Consider the following 17,974-nt stretch of genomic DNA (forward strand, 5'->3'; position numbering starts at 1 on the left):
GTCAAGGCTTGTGAGTCATGAACGACCGACCGAACAAGATGGACCCGACCGTGCTGCCGCCGATCCCGGCCAAGCGCTATTTCACGATTGGTGAAGTCAGCGAATTGTGCGGGGTCAAGCCGCACGTGCTCCGCTACTGGGAGCAGGAATTCACCCAGCTAAAACCGGTCAAACGCCGTGGAAACCGCCGCTATTACCAGCACCACGAAGTGCTGCTGATCCGGCGCATCCGCGAATTGCTGTACGAGCAGGGCTTCACCATCAGCGGTGCGCGCAATCGCCTGGACGGGCGGAGCCAGCACGACGCCGAAGCATTGCCGGAACCACCACCACCGGCCGTGCCGACCATCGAGCCGGAAGCGTTGCGTGCCGAGCTGCACGCGATTCTCTCCCTGCTCAAGCACGGTTCGCCGGCAGCCTGACCGACTCGCAGACGCGCAGCGGTCGACGCAGCCAGCTCAGGCGTGCGCTCCTATTGTTCTGCACCCCGGAGGTGCTAAAATGTCACTTGCGGTTTGCTGACTCAAACGCATGACCTGACCGGAGGCGTGAGGTGTCAGCCTCGGCTCTTTCCTGTATCGGGAAAACTTAAGGGAAGACAATGATACGCGTTGCCATTTGTGACGATCACCAGATAGTTCGAGCAGGTTTCAAACAGATTTTTTCGTCGTCGGGCGAGTTCGAAGTCGTTGCCGAAGGCGCGACGGGACGCGAAGCCCTCGATATCGCACGCCGCGAGATTTGCGACGTCCTCCTGCTGGATATCGCCATGCCCGACCAGAGCGGCATCGATATCCTGCGCACCATTCGCCAGGGCCAGCCCAATCTGCCGGTCCTGATCCTGTCCGGCTATCCAGCCCAGCAATATGCGCTGAACCTGTTCAAGATGGGGGCCAACGGCTACCTGAACAAGGAATGCGACGCCGACGAGCTCAAGACGGCCGTCCGTACCGTGTACCAGGGCCGCCGTTACGTCAGCTCGCAGGTCGGCGAACTGCTGGCCCAGAGTTTCGATCGCGATCCGAACACCGCGCTGCACACGGAATTGTCGGACCGCGAATTCCAGGTGTTCCTGCGCCTGGCGAAGGGGGCGACCGTGTCCGACATCGGCAATGCCCTGTCGCTGTCGATCAAGACGGTCTCGACTTACCGTACTCGCATCATGGAAAAGATGGGGCTGCAGTCGAACAGCGACCTGACGTACTACGCCATGAAAAACAACCTGCTCGACTGAGCAGGGCAGGCAGGCGGCCGCCGCGCGCCAACGCGTTGGCGTGGCTACCCATGCGCCTGCAACTGTATTAGCAGTTTGTCATTTGCTGTGCAGAATTGTTAATTGCGCGTCGTCATCCTGCCACATTTTCTCGTCCGCACGCCTAATCGAACTCCATGGCAACTTTTCCCGGTCTATAATGACTCGGACAGGCCAAGCTGCGCGAAAGGAACGACCGAGGATGTTTTTTACCACCGACCCCAAGTTCAGGCCGGTTCGCAGCCTTCCGTTGTACCAGACCCTGCTGTGTGTCGTGTGCGTCCTGATCCTGGTCCTCAACGGCGTCAGCCTGGTCCGCAACCTGGACGGGCTGAAGACTGCCAACGCGCGCCAGGCGCAGGCCGATCGCGTGACGGCCAAGCTGCAATACCTGAACCTGCTCGTGACCGATGCGGAAAGCGGTCTGCGCGGCTATTATCTTTCGGGGTCGGAAACCTATCTCGGTCCGCTGCGCACGGCCGAACGTGAGCTGGACGGCCAGTTCGACAGCCTCAAGGCCCAGTTGGCCGACAGCCCTTCGCAGCTGAAGAACCTGGCCCAGCTGCAAACACTCGTCATCCGCCGCATCAACCTGATGAACCAGGGCCTGGACGTGTATCGCCACGGCGGCCTGGGCGACATCGTCGCCATCGCCCAGACCCAGGAAGACAAGACCCACATGGACGAGATCCGCCTGCAGGTGGTGATCATGACGGGCGAACAGAATGAATTGCTGGCGGCCCGCAGCGCCGTGTTCTACGACCGCTACCGCCTGGCCGCGCTGCGGGGGCTCGGCATCAATGTGGCGGCGCTGGTCGTGCTCGTGCTCTTCTATAACCTGATCCGGCGCGGCTTCCGCGCACGCCTGAACGCCGAACGCGCCCTGCAGCAGACCAATGACCACCTCGAATCGCTGGTGGCGGAGCGCACGGAGCAGCTGTCCGTGCTGTCGCGCCACCTGATCCGCGTATCGGAAGAAGAAAAGGCGAAACTGGCGCGCGAACTGCACGACGAGATGGGCGCCAACCTGACGGCCATCGGCCTGCACCTGGCGACGGTGGGTGACCAGTTGAAGAGCACGCATCCGGAGCAGGCCGCGACGCTGGTCCGCGCCCGCGCCACGCTGATCGAGACGGTGGAGCTGAAACGCCGTATCGTCGAAGACCTGCGCCCGAGCCTGCTCGACAACCTCGGCCTTTCGGCCGCGCTGCAAAGTTATTGCGAGGATTTCGGCCGCACGACGGGTGTCGATTGCGAGGCGCTCATCGAGGGCGACGTCGACGGCGCCGGTCCCACGCAGGCGATCGCGCTGTTCCGCATCACGCAGGAATCGCTGAACAATGTCGCCAAATATGCGCAGGCCCGCCACGTCGTGGTGCACCTTGCGCGCGAAGGCGAGGCGTTCACGCTGGAGGTCAGCGACGATGGCGTCGGCATCCCGCCGGACGCGATGCGCCGTCCCAAGTCGCATGGTCTGCTGGGGATGCGTGAACGGGCGCTGCTGTTGGGAGGGACGCTGCGGGTGGATCGCGGCGTGAACGGGATCGGAACCGCTGTCCACGCTTGCGTTCCGGTGGTCGCGCCGGGTTTCGACGCCGGTGGGTCCGCGTCAGGCGGTGCCCTGGATATTTCGGCGTTGTCCGTCGCTCGATCGGAGGCGCCGGCAAGCGATACCGGGCCGGAACATACCGACGTGATCGACCATCAATTACATCAACACTTGCGGGCTGCCCAGGCCCATTCGCCGCTGGCGACGGCGGGCAGGGATGCCGCGACGCTCATGCGCGCGATACATCCATCAGCAGACGGTCGTACTCGCTTTTAGCGACCTTGTAGCACTCGCCCGCGTAGTCTTCCAGGCCCTGGCGGTTCAGCACGGTGATATTGCCGCGGCGGTACTGGATCAGGCCTTCGTCCTGCAGCTTGCCGGCAGCGGCCGTGATGCTTTCGCGGCGCACGCCCAGCATGATCGAGATGAGTTCCTGCGTGACCTTCAGTTCATTGCTCGGCGAGCGGTCTAGGCGGTCCAGCAGCCAGCGGCACAGTTTCTGTTCGATCGAGCTGTGGCGGCCGCCGACGGCGTTCTGGGCCATCTGGGCGAACAGGGCGTTCGTGTAGCGCATCAGGAGCTGGGGCAGGGCGCCGCCCTTGTTGAAGGCGTCGCGCAGGAATTGCGTTTTCAGGCGGTAGCCGTAGCCGGCGCTCTGGACGACGGCGCTGCACGTGGCGCGTTCGCCCATGAACAGCGACACGCCGACGGCGCCTTCATGGCCGACCACGGCGATTTCCGTCGTCGCGCCGTCTTCCATCACGTACAGCAGGGAGACGATGGCGGTGGTGGGGAAGTAGACGTATTCCAGCTTGCTGCCGTATTCGAACAGTTCCTTGCCGAAGGGCAGGGGAACGAGTTCCAGGTGCTCAAACAGGCTTTCCAGGTCTTGGCGCGGCAGGGCCGCGAGCAACTCGTTTTGTTGGGTGCCGCTGTAGCTCACAACCGGTCGGGCGGCCAGTTTGATTTCTTCGCTGGTCGAGGGGATCTGATTCACCGATTGCGCTTTCTTCTGAGCGGCGTTACCGAGTTGGGCGTTATTCATATTTTCCTCGTTATCTCTGACATACATCACTGGGGCGATTGCTTGGATGGGTTTCCTCATCGCGATGTGTGTACATTAATGCCATAGTCTCTTGCCGAACATAAGACTAGCTGTCGCCCCCATGTAGGTTCCATGCATGATGTTTTGTCAGTCCAGTCCTACTAGAGAGAAACTTTCGGTTGAGGCCTTTTTTTGTCACTTCACTAATGGTTTGGCGGCACTAAAACGTTTGACGGCCCGGCCGTATCGGCCATTTCGGCCACATGCCTACGTTTGACGAGGCCGTTGCGATTGCCTCCCATCCCGCCGAACTTGCCCAGCCGCACAATCCGCGCCCGAATGCTCCTACACGAAGGCCGCTCCGGTGCGCCGGGAATTGGTTCACACAAGGTACGCTGGACCCGGTAAAATCGAGAGTTTTGCAAGCGCCCCACGGCGAGACCATGTCCAACGAAATCGACGCAACCACCACCGACCTCCAGGACGGCCAAGACGCTGTTGCCACCAGCAAGCCGGCCGCCACGATCGCGCGCGAAGTCGCGCGCCGCCGCACCTTCGGCATCATTTCCCACCCCGACGCCGGCAAGACGACGCTGACCGAAAAGCTGCTGCTGTTCTCCGGCGCGATCCAGCTCGCCGGCACCGTCAAGGGCCGCAAGAGCGGCCGCCATGCGACATCGGACTGGATGGACATCGAAAAGCAGCGCGGCATCTCGGTGGCGTCGTCGGTGATGCAGTTCGAGTTCCGCGACCACGTGATCAACCTGCTCGACACCCCGGGCCACCAGGACTTTTCGGAAGACACGTACCGCGTGCTGACGGCCGTCGACTCCGCGCTGATGGTGATCGACGCGGCCAAGGGCGTGGAAGAACAGACGATCAAGCTGCTGGACGTCTGCCGCATGCGCGACACGCCGATCGTCACCTTCATGAACAAGCTCGACCGCGAAACCCGCGACCCGCTCGAACTGCTCGACGAGGTGGAATCCGTGCTCAAGATCGAGTGCGCGCCCGTCACGTGGCCGATCGGCATGGGCAAGAACTTCCGCGGCGTGTACCACCTGCTGAACGATGAAGTCATGCTGTTCAAGGCCGGCGAGGAAAAGGCCGACGGCGCCTACGAGATCATCAAGGGCATAGCCAATCCGCGCCTGGCCGAGATGTTCCCGCTCGAGATGGACCAGCTCAAGATGGAAGTGGAGCTGGTGCACGGCGCGTCGCATCCGTTCGACCTGGAGCGCTTCCTGGCGGGCGTGCAGACCCCCGTGTTCTTCGGCTCCGCCATCAACAACTTCGGCGTGCGCGAGATCCTGTCGGCGCTGATCGACTGGGCGCCGGCCCCGCGCGAGCGCGACGCCACCGTGCGCGCCGTGCGCCCGGACGAGCAGCCGTTCTCCGGCTTCGTCTTCAAGATCCAGGCCAATATGGACCCGGCCCACCGCGACCGCATCGCCTTCCTGCGCGTGTGCTCGGGCCGTTTCGAAAAGGGCATGAAGGTCAAGCACCTGCGCCTGGGCCGCGACGTCAAGCTGTCGTCCGTCGTGACGTTCATGGCATCGAGCCGCGAGCAGGTCGAAGAGGCCTATGCTGGCGACATCATCGGCCTGCCGAACCACGGCAACATGCAGATCGGCGACAGCTTCTCGGAAGGCGAGATGCTGACGTTCACCGGCATCCCGTACTTCGCGCCGGAGCTGTTCCGCACGGTGCGCATCCGCAATCCGCTGAAGACCAAGCAGCTCCACAAGGGCCTGCAGCAGCTGGGCGAAGAGGGCGCCGTGCAGGTGTTCAAGCCCGTGATGGGCAGCGACCTGATTCTCGGTGCCGTCGGCGTGCTGCAGTTCGAAGTCGTGGCGAGCCGCCTGCTCAACGAATACGGCGTCGATGCCGTGTTCGAGGGCACGAACACCAGCAGCGCGCGCTGGGTGTCGAGCGACGACAAGAAGGCATTGTCCGACTTCGAGACGCAGCTGGCGCACAACGTCGCCTACGATGCGGCCGGCAATCTGGCCTATCTCGCCACGTCGGGCGTCAACCTGCGCCTCACGCAGGAACGGTGGCCGAAGCTGCAGTTCCATGCGACGCGCGAGCACGCGGCGAAGCTGGATTAACGCTGTCGACCTGCCTGGTGGGCTCGGGGAGCCCACCCTACGCAAACCTCGGCCGTAGGGTGGGCACCCCGTGCCCGCCGCGCGTGCGCGCTGTCGTCATTCCCGCGGCTTGACGACCAGCGCCTCCGCGATACTCCCCACATAACACAGCACGAACACGATTTCCGCCAGCGTGACGCCGATCGGTGTCGGCGCGCTCGCCAACTGCGCCTCGATCGCGGCCGGATCGGCCGCCATCTTGCCGCTCAATAGCTGGTCCGCCACCGTGTTCGCCTCGTCGAGCGCGAAATTGAAATACAGGATCGCGGCCACGACGGCCGGCGCCAGGAACAGCAGGGCGCGCGTGCGCCGTCCCAGGTAGTACTGACCCGCGCCAGGAAATACCAGGGCCGACAGCAATGCGCCCACGCTCTTACGTCTCATCCAATCTCCTTGTCACGATTACAGGCTTGACCCATCACAAGGGACAACCTGCGAGGCGGCGTACATTCACTTAATGCACGCCGGAAATATAGCTCAGCCAGGAGGAGACCATGACGCCAGCATTCTCCCTCGACCCACGCCACCGGACCGCGTCCTAGCATGCTGGCCCGCCTGCGCATCGGTCCCAAACTGCTGCTGGCGCCCGGCGTCGTGCTGGTGCTGCTCGTGCTGCTGTCCGCCTGCAGCTACTATGCGATGGTACGCCAGAACGACTCGCTCGACAGCATCGTGGAGCGCCGCGCCGCCAATATGCGCGCCGCGGCCGACCTGTCGGCGTCGGCCCGCACGGCCCACGCCCAGGCCTATCAGGTCCTGACCTGGATCAGCGGCAGTTTCCCCCGCTTCCGCATCGACCCCCTCGCGCAGGACTTGCAGGCCCGGCAGGTCGCCGTCGATGGCGGCCTCGCCCGGTTGGCGCGCCAGACGGCCGACAGCCCGGACGAGCAGCGCTACGTCGACCAGGCGCGCGCGGCCTGGGCGCAATACGTGCCGGCCGTGCGCGATGTTATCGAGATCGCCCGCATCGACCAGTCGATCAGCGCCAACGCCATGGTCAAGGCGGAGCGCGCGTTCGCCGTCGTCGCCCAGCGCCTGGCGGAACTGGCGCGGCGCGAGCAGGCGCTGTCCGAGCAGGCCTCCGCGGAGGCGGACGACGATTTCCGCCTGATCGCGATCCTGATGCCGGTGGTGATCGCGCTGTCGATAGCGGCCGCGCTGGTCATCACGATGGCGGTGCGGCGCGCGCTACTGGCCGAGATCGGCGCGATCGGCGCGGCCGCCAACGGCCTGGCCAGCGGCGACCTGACGATCCGCGCGCGCGCCTACGGCGACGATGAAATCGCCCAGACCGCGCGGCTGCTCGACGCCGGCATCCGCGGCCTGAACGGCCAGCTGCGCACCGTCCTGGACTCGGCCCGGTCGATCGGCGCGGCATCGCGCGAGATCACGCTGGGCCGGGCCGGCATGCCGCCGCGCGCGCACGTGCGCGAGGCGATGGAACGCGCGACGGCGTCGATGCAGGCGCTGGCGGACGCTCTCGGCGACAGCGCGGCCAGCGGGAGCAGGGCCGACGCCCTGGCCGCGCGCGCGGGCCAGGTGGCGGAAGAGGGCAACGGCATGGTGCATCGCGTCGTGGCGACGATGGGGCAGGTGCGCCGCGCGGCCGTGCGCATGGAGCGCATCGGCGCCGCGATCGAGGGCACGCTGGCGCGGGCCGGCAGCGTCGCGGGGAATGCGGACGGCGGCGCACGCGAAGCGCGCGCGCTGGCCCGGCGCGCGTATCACGCCGCGCGCGAGGCGCGCACGCTCGCGCGCGCGACCGTGGCCGCGATCGACGACGGCGGCGCCTGCGCACTCGACGCCGGCGCCTCGATGGCCGGCCTGGCGGGCGCGGTGGAAGACATGGCCCATATCGTCGACGGCATGGGCAGCGAAGGCAGCAAACGGGCGCACGAGCTGGCCGATGCCACGCAGGCGATCGTGCGCATGGACGAACTCACGCAGCAGGGTTCGCGCATGGTCGAAGAGGCGGCGCTGGCCGCGCGCGTGCTGCAGCAGCAGGCGCTCGGCCTGGCACGCACGGTGGCCGCGTTCCGGCTCGACGAAGCCGTGCAGGGCGCAAACGAAACGGCCCCGCCGGGGACGCATGCGCTGCGTCCGGGCAGGGCCGGGCGTCCCTACCTCCGGCTGGCCAGCAGCCGGGGCAAGAGCCGGTGATTTCTCGTGGCGTCGCGCGTGGGCACGGGGTGCCACTGGACGGGTAGGGTGGGCGGCCTCCGCCCACGCGCAACGCCGGCGCTGCGCGAACGCTGTTACTCGTAATCCTCGATCGGGGCGCAGCCGCAGAACAGGTTGCGGTCGCCATACGCGTTGTCGGCGCGGCCGACCGGTGGCCAGTACTTCTTCTTGCGCAGCGACGGCACCGGGAAGGCGGCCACTTCGCGCGAATAGGTGTGCTGCCAGTCGTCCGCCGTGACCACTTCCGCCGTGTGCGGCGCGCCCTTCAGCGGGTTGTCCATGCGGTCGTACTCGCCGCGCTCCACCTTCACGATCTCGGCGTGGATGCAGATCATCGCCTCGATGAAGCGGTCCAGCTCCGCCTTCGATTCCGACTCGGTCGGCTCGATCATCAAGGTGCCCGGCACCGGGAAGCTCATCGTCGGGGCATGGAAGCCGAAGTCCATCAGGCGTTTGGCCACGTCCTCGTTGCTGATGCCGGTGGCGTCCTGCAGCGGGCGCAGGTCGATGATGCACTCGTGCGCGACGAGGCCGTCGTGGCCCGTGTACAGCACCGGGTAGTGCGGGGCCAGGCGGCGCGCGATGTAGTTGGCGTTCAGGATCGCGGTTTCCGTCGCGGCGGTCAGGCCGTCCGCGCCCATCATCGCGATGTACATCCACGAGATCGGCAGGATCGACGCCGAGCCGTAGGCCGCGGAGCTGACCGCGCCGATGCCCTGCTCGCCGCGCCGGTAGCCGGTCGACGCCTGGTTCGGCAGGAAGGGGACGAGGTGCGCGGCCACGCCCACCGGACCGACGCCCGGGCCGCCGCCGCCGTGCGGGATGCAGAAGGTCTTGTGCAGGTTCAGGTGGCTGACGTCGCCGCCGAACAGGCCAGGGCCCGCGACGCCGACCAGCGCGTTCATGTTGGCGCCGTCGACATACACCTGGCCGCCGTGCCCATGCACGATCTCGCACAATTCCTTGATGCCTTCCTCGAACACGCCGTGCGTGGACGGGTAGGTGACCATCACGCAGGCCAGGTTGGCGCTGTGCTCTTCGGCCTTCTTCTTGAGGTCCGCGAGGTCCACGTTGCCGTTGGCGTCGCACGCCGTCACGACGACCTTCATGCCGACCATGTTCGCGGACGCCGGGTTCGTGCCGTGCGCCGACGATGGAATCAGGCAGATGTTGCGGTGGCCTTCGCCGCGCGACTGGTGATACTTCTGGATGATCAGCAGGCCCGCGTATTCGCCCTGCGAGCCGGCGTTCGGCTGCAGCGACACGCCCGCATAGCCCGTCACGGCGCACAGCATCGCTTCCAGCTGGCCGATCATTTCGCGGTAGCCGACGGTCTGCTCGTCGGGCGCGAACGGGTGGATGTTCGAGAACTCGGGCCAGGTCACCGGGATCATCTCGGACGTCGCGTTCAGCTTCATCGTGCACGAACCGAGCGGGATCATCGTGCGGTCGAGGGCCAGGTCCTTGTCGGCCAGCGCGCGCAGGTAGCGCAGCATCTCGTGTTCGGCGTGGTAGCGGTTGAACGTCGGGTGCGTCAGGTAGGCGCTCGTGCGGGCCAGGGCGGACGGCCAGGCATCGGCGGCGTCCTTATCCAGCGTGTCGACGTCGACGCCGGCGCCGCCGAAGATGTTGACCAGCAGCGCGATGTCGTCGCGGGTGATGGTCTCGTCCAGCGAGATGCCCACGTGGCGCGCGTCGATGCGGCGCAGGTTGACGCCGTTGTCGTTGGCCGCGCGGTGGATGTCGTCGGCGTTGTCGGCGATGACGGTGATGGTGTCGAAGTAGGTGTCGTTGGCCAGCTGGAAGCCCAGCTGCTTGAGCGCGGCGGCCAGGATGCCCGTGTAGCGGTGCACGCGGCGCGCGATTCTAGCGAGACCCTGCGGGCCGTGGTAGACGGCGTACATCGACGCCATCACGGCCAGCAGCACCTGCGCCGTGCAGATGTTGGACGTGGCCTTTTCGCGGCGGATGTGCTGTTCGCGCGTCTGCAGCGCGAGGCGGAAGGCCGGGTTGCCCTGGGCGTCGATCGTGACGCCGGCCAGGCGGCCCGCCATGCTGCGCTTGTACTCGTCGCGCGTCGCCAGGTAGCCCGCGTGCGGACCGCCGAAGCCGAGCGGCACGCCGAAGCGCTGGCTGTTGCCGACGACGACGTCCGCACCCCATTCGCCCGGCGGCGTGAGCACGGCCAGCGACAGCAGGTCGGCCGCGACGACGACCATGGCGCCCGCCGCATGCAGCTTCTCGACGGCGGCGCGGTAGTCGCGCACGTCGCCGTTCACGCCCGGGTATTGCAGCAGCACGCCGAAGCACGATTCCGCCAGTTTGTCGATGTCGGATGCGGCGACGGTGCGCACTTCCACGCCGATCGGCAGGGCGCGGGTCTGGATGACTTCCAGCGTCTGCGGCAGCACGTCGTCGGCCACGTAGAACACTTTCGACGACGATTTGCCGACGCGTTGGATCAAGGTCATCGCTTCCGCGGCGGCCGTGCCCTCGTCCAGCATCGATGCGTTGGCGATGCCCATGCCGGTCAGGTCGGTGATGACCTGCTGGAAGTTCAGGATGGCTTCCAGGCGGCCCTGCGAAATCTCCGGCTGGTAGGGCGTGTACGCCGTGTACCAGGCCGGGTTTTCGAAGATGTTGCGCAGGATGACGGGCGGCGTGTGCGTGCCGTAGTAGCCCTGGCCGATCAGCGACTTCATGACCTTGTTCTGCGCCGCGATGCCTTGCAGCTTCGCGAGCGCGGCCTGCTCGGGCAGCGGCTCGAAGAACTGGCCCAGGTCCAGCTTGTCCTTGCGGCGGATGTTGGCGGGAACGACGGCGTCGATCAGCTCGGCGCGCGTGGCGTAGCCGAGGGCGGACAGCATGGCCGCCTGTTCGGATGCGGACGGGCCGATGTGGCGCGGGATGAAGCCATCGCGTGCTTCGAGTTGGGTCAGGCTGGTGCGGGTCATGGTAGAAGCCAAAAAAGAGAGTCAGCGTGAAGAGCTACTGATAAGCGTTACTTACCGTCGCCCCCGCGCAGGCGGGGGCCCAGGTTCAGCGTGCGTGGCAGCTCGAAACTGGATTCCCGGGAAGGCGGACGGCCTGTCCGGGAACGACGGCCATTCAAATCAGCCTTCGGTAGCCTTGCCGTACGCGGCCGCGTCGAGCAGGTTGTTGAAGGCGGCCGGATCGGCGGGCTGCAGCTTGAACAGCCAGGCGGCATACGCGTCCGCGTTGATCGAATCCGGCGCGTCGGCGGTCGCCTGGTTCACGGCGGTCACGGTGCCGGACACCGGCGCATAGATGTCGCTGGCGGCCTTGACGGATTCGACGACGGCGGCGTCATCGCCGGCGGTAAAGGCCTTGCCGACCTGCGGCAGTTCGACGAACACGATATCGCCGAGGGCGTCCTGCGCATATTCGGTGATGCCCACGGTCAGGGTGCCGTCGGCCTCCTGGCGGATCCACTCGTGGGACTCGGTGTACTTCAGGTCGGCTGGGATATTCATGTGCGTAACTCCGTAGTGATGGATGGTGCGGTAAGTATAGTGTTGTTCGATCAGGATGCCAGGATCTTGCCGTTACGCACGAACGGCAGTTTGACGACGGAGGCGGCCAGTTTCTTGTCGCGGATCTCGACGTGGACGGTGTCGCCGACGGCCACGTCCAGCGGCACGCGCGCCAGCGCGATCGCCTGCTGCATCGACGGGCTGAAGGTGCCGCTGGTGATCTCGCCGGCATGGCCGGACGCGGCCACGACCTTCTGGTGGGCGCGCAGGATGCCGCCTTTTTCGCGCAGGATCAGGCCGACGAACTGCTGCGTCTGGCCGGCTCGCCGCAGGGCCGCCTTGCCAATAAAGTCGCGCTCGGACACGAGGTCGACGGTCCAGGCGAGGCCGGCGTCCAGCGGCGAGACATTGTCGTCCATGTCCTGGCCGTACAGGTTCATGCCCGCTTCCAGGCGCAGCGTGTCGCGCGCGCCGAGGCCGGCCGGCTTGACGCCGGCGGCGGCGAGGGCGTTCCACAGTGCCGCGACCTGGCTGGCCGGCACGCCGATCTCGAAGCCGTCTTCGCCCGTGTAGCCGGTGCGCGCGACCATCAGTTCGCCGAACGGGGTGTCCGCCACGATCGCGGCGTTGAAGGGTTTCAGGCCTTCCGACGGGCCTTGCGTCTGCGGCACGACCTGCCAGACCTTCGCGCGGGCGTTCGGGCCCTGCACGGCGACGAGGGCGATGCCGTCGTCGCTCAGGTCGGCGCGGCGCGGGGTGATCGTGAGGCCGCTGGACGTGGCGTCGTTCTGCTGGCGGATCCAGGCGATGTCCTTCTCGGCCGTGCCGGCGTTGACGACGAGGCGGAACCAGTCTTCGGCAAAATAGTAGACGATCAGGTCGTCGATGACGCCGCCCTGCGGGTTGAGCATGCACGAGTACAGGGCCTTGCCCGGCGCCTGCAGCTTGTCGACGTTGTTCGCGAGCAGGCCGCGCAGGAAGGCACGCACGTTGGCGCCTTTCAGGTCGACGACGCACATGTGGGACACGTCGAACATGCCGGCGTCGCCGCGCACGGCATTGTGTTCTTCGATCTGGGAGCCGTAGTTGACGGGCATGTCCCAGCCGCCGAAGTCGACCATCTTGGCCCCGAGGGCACGGTGTACGGAATTGAGCGGGGTCGCTTTGAGCGTCATGGGTGGATCCTCGGCAGAAAATGGGGTCGCGCACGCGGATGCCCGCATGCTCTCACACCCCTCTGTCCTCGGTACCTGAGAGATAGCGGCGCATTCTGGTTGCGTTCCGCCTGCCCCTTCGGTGGGCCAAATGGCCGCTCTCCAGAGTTGGTCCGCCGCGCCATGCGCGGCAGCCCCCGACCGGTCCGGTTGCCTGAGAGTTTTTGGGTGATGCCCCTTCGGCGGCAGCCTGTGCTGCGCTCTCCCGATCAAGAGTGCGAAGTCTATGTCAGTGGTGACGGGAAGTCAATCCGACGGCCCCGGTCCGGGTGCGGCAGAGGGTGCGCACTATTGCAGCAAGGCTACACGGCCGAGCGGACGGGTTTTGTTACACTTGCTTCACGACCCTTGTGACAGAAGAGACCCACTATGAGCGAAGATCAAGCAAAACAGAAGGAAGGGTACTTCACCCTGTCCGGCGACGTGAACAGCGACATGGTGCACCGCGTCTTCGAGGCGGTGGCAGGCATGAACGACGACGGGATCGAGACGGCGCACATCCTCCTGCAGTCGAACGGCGGCTACGTGAGCGACGGCCTGTGCCTCTACAACTTCCTGGCCAACGCCCCCGTCAACTGCATCATGTACAACGGCGGCGCCGTCGCGTCGATCGCGGTGATCCTGTTCTTGTCGGGCAAGCAGCGTTATGCGAGCGAGACGGCGCGCTTCATGATCCACAAATCGCATGCGACGGCGTCGCCGGGCTCGCGTCCGGATGCGCTCAACATCATCGTCGAAGGCTTGCGCGCCGACGATGCGCGCACGGAGTCGATCCTGCGCAAGCACATCGAACTGAGCCCGGAACAGTGGGGCATCCACCAGTACGGCGACCTGCACCTGAACGCGCGCGACGCCAAGGCGGCAGGCATGATCGACGACGTCGTCGATTTCGCGCCGCCCAAGGGCTCGTACCTGCGCAACATCTGAGCCGTCGCGCGCGCCCGTAAAAACGGACAGAGCCTGCAGCGGTCGTCCCGCCCCAGGCTCTGTTCGTACTTCCTGTGTCGCTACCGTTCGTGGCCGCGCCCGGAAATCGGCGCCGCCCGGCGTGCGCCGCGATCAGCGCTTGTTGTCGTTCTTGTGGCTTTGACGCCCAGCCTCGGCATGCTGCTCCGGCGTGCCGCCGCGGGTGCTGCCCGAACCGCCCGAGCGCGAGCCGGACTGCGAGCCCGACTGCTGATTGCCGGACGACTGCGACGACTGCTGGTTGCCGTCGTTCTTGTGGCTTTGCTGGCCAGCCTTGACGTGTTGTTCGTGGGTGCCGCCCTGCTTGCCCGAGCGCGATTTTTTGTTCGAAGCCATGATCATTCCTTTCGATAGTGGAGATGTCTTGCCTGCCGAAAGTCGCATCCAGACATTGACATTTGGTAGCGATTTCGGTATCGCAATGATGCGAGCCCGGCAATTGAACGGGTATCGGATCACCCCTTGAGCGCTTGTAGGACTAGAGGCATTTCGAGAGCAATAATCTTCTCCGCTGACGCAGGATTCGCATATTCTTATTCGCCAGCAACCCGCATCTCGCGACGCGGCATAGCGTTTTACGCGGTCGGCATGGCGCTTCAATAGCATAAGCATTTTCCCTTCGCCGGACCCGGCGACGGCGCATCCATGTGGCGAATCGGAGGAGGGCGTCGATTTTCATTGCCAGTTGGAAATTATGTGCCACAATACGTGGCATTCGCTATCCATCACCACCATGTCCTCCAGCCAAGTCCAGATGCCGGCCGCCAGCAAGGCCGCGTCGCCGCAGCAGGCGACGCTGGATGCGCTCGCCGGTATCGCCGGCGACTACGTCAAGGAGCAGCTCACTGCGATGACGGCGCGCATGGCCGCGGCGCTGGGCGACGTCGGGCAGCAGCAGGGCGATCCGCAGGACATCTACCGGCGCGTGAAGGCGGCCCGGCTGTTGAAGGACAACGCCTATGCCTTCTTCCACGTCGCATCGGGGGCGATCGACCTGGCGCTGCGCCGCGAACTCGGGCGCCTGGCGCCGGAGGCCGCGGCGCAACGCACGCCGGCCGCCGCGCTGAGCCTCGTCCCGCTCGAGGAAATGGACAGCCGGCTCGCCGTAGGCGCGCTGGCCCGCCCCTTCGACATCGCCCATTCCGACGCCCTCGCGACCCTGGCCGTGCGCCTCGGCATGCTGGTCGGGCGCGGCGTGCTGCGCGCCGACAGCAATCCCTTCCGCCCCGACGTCTTCCTCGGCGCGATCGAAGCGGCGTGGCGCGAATTCGAGCCGGAAGCCGATGCCCACGGCCTCGTCCTGCCTCTGCTGCGCCTGGACGTCGTGTTCGATTTCGCGCCCCTGTTCGACGCGCTCATCGCCGCGCTGCGCAAGGGCGGCCAGCCCGGCTCCGTCGACGCCTACCGCATCCAGAAGACGGACGACGTGGCCGCCGCGAAGGCGGCCCGCGCCGGCCAGCGCGCGGCCCTCGCCGACCAGTTGCGCAAGCTGTTCGGCGACGACGGCGGCGACGATGGCGTACCGCTGATTCCCGATCTGCCCGACCTGCCGTCCAGCGGCGGCGGCTGGCGGCCCAGCGGTGCGGGCGCGTTTGCGGCGCCGCCCGGTGCTGTGGTGGCGCCGGCGGCGCAGGGAGCGCCGGCATCTGCCGTCCATGGCGCGCCGATATTCGCCGTCCAGGGAGCGCCGGCATCCGTCGTCCATGGCGCGCCGATATCCGCCTTCCACGGCGTGCCGGTATCCTCCGTGCAAGGAGCGTCGGCATCCGCCTTCCACGGCGTGCCGGTATCCGCCGTCCACGGCGCTGCCGTCGGCGCGGCAGCGCAACCGGTAGCGGGCGTGGCGACGGCCGCCGCCGGCTTCGCGCCGTCCGCAGGCCAGGCCGGGCAGGGCGTGCCGATGGCGTCCGCCGACCCCGCGCCGGCCGGCTGGTCGGCCGCCCTGCACGGCACCTTGGCGCAGTACGGCGGCGCGGCGCCGCTGCTGGATCTGCTGGCGCGCATCGAACCGGCGCTGGCGCAGGCGCCGCACACGGGCGCGCCCGGCACCCAGCCCCACAACGTGTTCTACCTGCCGCGCCTGAAGCAGAGCCTGCCCCAGGGCAGCCTGCCGCGCGGCGACGAGCACACGCTGGACCTGCTGTCGCGCGTGTTCGAGACCGTGCTGCTGGACGACAGCATCCCGCCGCGCACGCGCGAACTGCTGCAGCTGCTGCAGGTCCCGGTGCTCAAGGCGGCGCTGCTCGACAAGAATTTCTTCTTCGAGGAGGCGCACCCGGCGCGCCGCCTCGTCGACCTCGTATCGCGCGTCGGCTGGGAGCAGCGCCAGAACGCGAACGACCCGCTGTTCCAGGCCATGCAGCGCAGCGTCGCGCGCGCGGGCGAAGCCAAGCCGGATGCCTTCGCCAGCGCCGTCGCCGAGCTGGAGGCCGGCATCGCGGCCGACGAGTCCGCGCAGCAAGCGGCGCTGGCCGCTCCCGTCGCCACCGCCATCAAGCAGGAAAAACACGAGGTCGCGGCACGCCACGCGCGCGACGCCGTCGCGCTGCGCGTGCAGGCCGGCGACGTCATCGACGTCGTCGGCGGTTTCTTGGAGCAGCGCTGGACGACCGTGCTGACCTTCGCGCACACGATCGAGGATGCGCGCCCGGGCGCCATCGGCAACGCCACCCGCGCCATGGACGACCTGATCTGGAGCATCAAGCCCAAGGCCACGCCGGAGCAGCGCAAGGCCTTGATCGCCCGCCTGCCGCGCCTGCTCGCGACGCTGAACAAATGGCTCGACGCCATCAAATGGCAGGACGCGGAGCGCCTGCAATTCTTCGCGCGCCTGGCCGAATACCACGCGTCCATCGTGCGCGCGCCCATCGAGCTGGCGCCCGAGCGTCAACTCGAGCTGGCGGTGGAGGCGGCCCAGCAGGATGCGCTGCGCCGCGTCGAGCTGGAAAACGCGGCTGCCGCGCAGGCCGCGGAGCGCGCGGCCGCGGTGTCCGCCGTCGACGGCCTGGAGCGCGGCATGTGGCTGGAATTCCGCCTGGGCGAGGGCGTGCGCAAGGTCAAGCTGGCATGGGTAAGTCCGCTGCGGACCTTGTTCATTTTCTCGGGCGCGGGCCGGCGCGAAGCGTTCTCGCTGGCGGCCGACAAGCTGGCCGCCGCGCTCGACGACGGCACCGCGCGGGTGCTGGCAATCGACGGGGTCGTGGGGCAGGTGCTGTCCGACGCGATGGCGCAAGGGGCCGTCAACGATTCGACGATCTCGACCGCCGTCCGGATGTAGGGCGCCCGCGCGCCAAATCCTGTCCGACGATGTGTCGTGTCCGTGCCGGCGTCCGTCGAACGCGCGGGCACCCGTGCTCCCGCGTGTTGGTATCCGTCATCCGGTCGCGGTATAGTCGAGCCGTCGCCATCCCCGCACTTCACGCATCATGCTCTGGTGGTTCCATCTTTCCGCGCTGGGCGGACTCAACGTCACGTCACTGCTCGCCGTGGGCGTGACGGCCTGGCTCGTCGCCGCGCGCTGCTGGCGCCTGGCGCTCGCCTGGTGCCTCGTGTTCGCAAGCGCCATGCTCGTGGCGGCCGCGAGCCAGATGGCGTTCATCGGCTGGGGCATCGGCATCCGCGCGCTCTCGTTCACCGGCTTTTCCGGCCACGCGGCGCGGGCCGGCGCCGTGTTTCCTGTCGCGCTGTTCCTGCTCGTCGAGCGCCAGCCGCGGCCGATGCGCGCGGCGGCCGTCGCCGTGGGCGGGTTGCTGGCGGCGGCCGTCGCGCTGGCGCGCGTCCGGGTGGGCGCCCATGCGCCCAGCGAGGCGCTGTCCGGCTGCATGCTCGGGTTGGGCGCGGCCGCGTTGTTCCTCGCGCGCGCCCGCGCCGCGCGGGACTGCTCGCCCAAGCCGCTGCTGCTGGGGCTGCTCGCGGCGACGATCCTGCTGCCGCGCGCCGATCCCGCCTATTCCCACCAATGGCTGACGGCCGCCGCGCTGGCGCTGTCCGGGCGCGACCGGGTGTACCTGCGCAACGACTGGCAGCCCGCGCAGGGGCCGTATGTGCCGCCGTGCGCGCCGGACCGGGTGCGCTTCGCCGTCCTGTGTACCTGAACCCGCGCGCGCGACGGCCAAAACTTGGC

The 17,974-nt window shown here is 67.0% G+C and carries 14 protein-coding genes and 2 riboswitches; of the genes, 8 read left to right on the forward strand and 6 right to left on the reverse strand.

Annotated elements, in window-relative coordinates; genetic code table 11:
- The first annotated feature begins 17 nt into the window (after positions 1–17).
- The 3 genes from U9J41_RS02660 (at position 18) to U9J41_RS02670 (ending at position 3,077) form a co-directional block, all read left to right on the forward strand.
- A complete protein-coding gene (locus U9J41_RS02660; RefSeq protein ID WP_322400032.1) occupies positions 18–422 on the forward strand; it encodes a MerR family transcriptional regulator in 405 nt (134 codons plus the stop codon).
- A gap of 179 nt (positions 423–601) precedes the next feature.
- Positions 602–1,234 (forward strand): response regulator, encoded by a 633-nt coding sequence (locus U9J41_RS02665; protein ID WP_036228513.1) that lies wholly within the window; start codon positions 602–604, stop codon positions 1,232–1,234.
- Positions 1,235–1,454: 220 nt separating this feature from the next.
- Entirely contained in the window at positions 1,455–3,077 is a 1,623-nt protein-coding gene (locus U9J41_RS02670; RefSeq protein ID WP_322400033.1) for a CHASE3 domain-containing protein, read from the forward strand.
- On the opposite strand, the gene U9J41_RS02675 is transcribed toward U9J41_RS02670, so the two are convergent.
- Positions 3,031–3,846 carry a Crp/Fnr family transcriptional regulator gene (locus tag U9J41_RS02675; RefSeq protein ID WP_322400034.1) on the reverse strand — a complete coding sequence of 272 codons (816 nt, stop codon included), beginning with the start codon at positions 3,844–3,846 and terminating at the stop codon, positions 3,031–3,033. The two genes, U9J41_RS02670 and U9J41_RS02675, sit on opposite strands and share 47 nt — an antisense overlap.
- A gap of 443 nt (positions 3,847–4,289) precedes the next feature.
- Here U9J41_RS02675 and U9J41_RS02680 point away from each other — a divergent pair, with 443 nt between their 5' ends.
- On the forward strand, positions 4,290–5,957 hold the full coding sequence (locus U9J41_RS02680; protein ID WP_322400035.1) for a peptide chain release factor 3: 1,668 nt from the start codon (positions 4,290–4,292) through the stop codon (positions 5,955–5,957).
- Between the two features lie 96 nt (positions 5,958–6,053).
- Here the strand turns inward: U9J41_RS02680 and U9J41_RS02685 are convergent, their stop codons facing one another.
- Positions 6,054–6,380, reverse strand: coding sequence for a hypothetical protein (locus tag U9J41_RS02685; protein ID WP_322400036.1), 327 nt, complete (start codon positions 6,378–6,380; stop codon positions 6,054–6,056).
- A gap of 159 nt (positions 6,381–6,539) precedes the next feature.
- Between U9J41_RS02685 and U9J41_RS02690 the strand changes: the two genes are divergently transcribed.
- Positions 6,540–8,156, forward strand: a complete 1,617-nt coding sequence (locus U9J41_RS02690) for an MCP four helix bundle domain-containing protein (protein WP_322400037.1) — start codon at positions 6,540–6,542, stop codon at positions 8,154–8,156.
- Positions 8,157–8,251: 95 nt separating this feature from the next.
- Here the strand turns inward: U9J41_RS02690 and gcvP are convergent, their stop codons facing one another.
- The 3 genes from gcvP to gcvT form a co-directional block, all read right to left on the reverse strand.
- On the reverse strand, positions 8,252–11,131 hold the full coding sequence (gcvP, locus tag U9J41_RS02695) for an aminomethyl-transferring glycine dehydrogenase (protein WP_322400038.1): 2,880 nt from the start codon (positions 11,129–11,131) through the stop codon (positions 8,252–8,254).
- Between the two features lie 159 nt (positions 11,132–11,290).
- A complete protein-coding gene (gene gcvH, locus U9J41_RS02700) occupies positions 11,291–11,671 on the reverse strand; it encodes a glycine cleavage system protein GcvH (RefSeq protein WP_322400039.1) in 381 nt (126 codons plus the stop codon).
- Positions 11,672–11,721: 50 nt separating this feature from the next.
- A complete protein-coding gene (gene gcvT, locus U9J41_RS02705; RefSeq protein WP_322400040.1) occupies positions 11,722–12,846 on the reverse strand; it encodes a glycine cleavage system aminomethyltransferase GcvT in 1,125 nt (374 codons plus the stop codon).
- Between the two features lie 52 nt (positions 12,847–12,898).
- Positions 12,899–13,001: riboswitch (glycine riboswitch) on the reverse strand.
- 16 nt (positions 13,002–13,017) lie between these two features.
- Positions 13,018–13,103: riboswitch (glycine riboswitch) on the reverse strand.
- Positions 13,104–13,254: 151 nt separating this feature from the next.
- On the opposite strand from gcvT, the gene U9J41_RS02710 reads away from it, so the two are divergent.
- Entirely contained in the window at positions 13,255–13,812 is a 558-nt protein-coding gene (locus tag U9J41_RS02710; protein WP_322400041.1) for an ATP-dependent Clp protease proteolytic subunit, read from the forward strand.
- Positions 13,813–13,944: 132 nt separating this feature from the next.
- Here U9J41_RS02710 and U9J41_RS02715 read toward each other — a convergent pair whose 3' ends face one another.
- Positions 13,945–14,187, reverse strand: coding sequence for a hypothetical protein (locus tag U9J41_RS02715; protein WP_322400042.1), 243 nt, complete (start codon positions 14,185–14,187; stop codon positions 13,945–13,947).
- Positions 14,188–14,584: 397 nt separating this feature from the next.
- On the opposite strand from U9J41_RS02715, the gene U9J41_RS02720 reads away from it, so the two are divergent.
- Both U9J41_RS02720 and U9J41_RS02725 read left to right on the forward strand, forming a co-directional pair.
- Positions 14,585–17,128, forward strand: a complete 2,544-nt coding sequence (locus U9J41_RS02720; protein WP_322400043.1) for a DUF1631 family protein — start codon at positions 14,585–14,587, stop codon at positions 17,126–17,128.
- 148 nt (positions 17,129–17,276) lie between these two features.
- Positions 17,277–17,945 (forward strand): phosphatase PAP2 family protein, encoded by a 669-nt coding sequence (locus U9J41_RS02725; RefSeq protein ID WP_322400044.1) that lies wholly within the window; start codon positions 17,277–17,279, stop codon positions 17,943–17,945.
- The last annotated feature ends 29 nt before the right edge of the window (positions 17,946–17,974 follow it).

It is taken from the genome of Massilia luteola (genome assembly GCF_034420155.1).
Taxonomy (GTDB): Bacteria; Pseudomonadota; Gammaproteobacteria; order Burkholderiales; family Burkholderiaceae_D; genus Telluria; species Telluria luteola.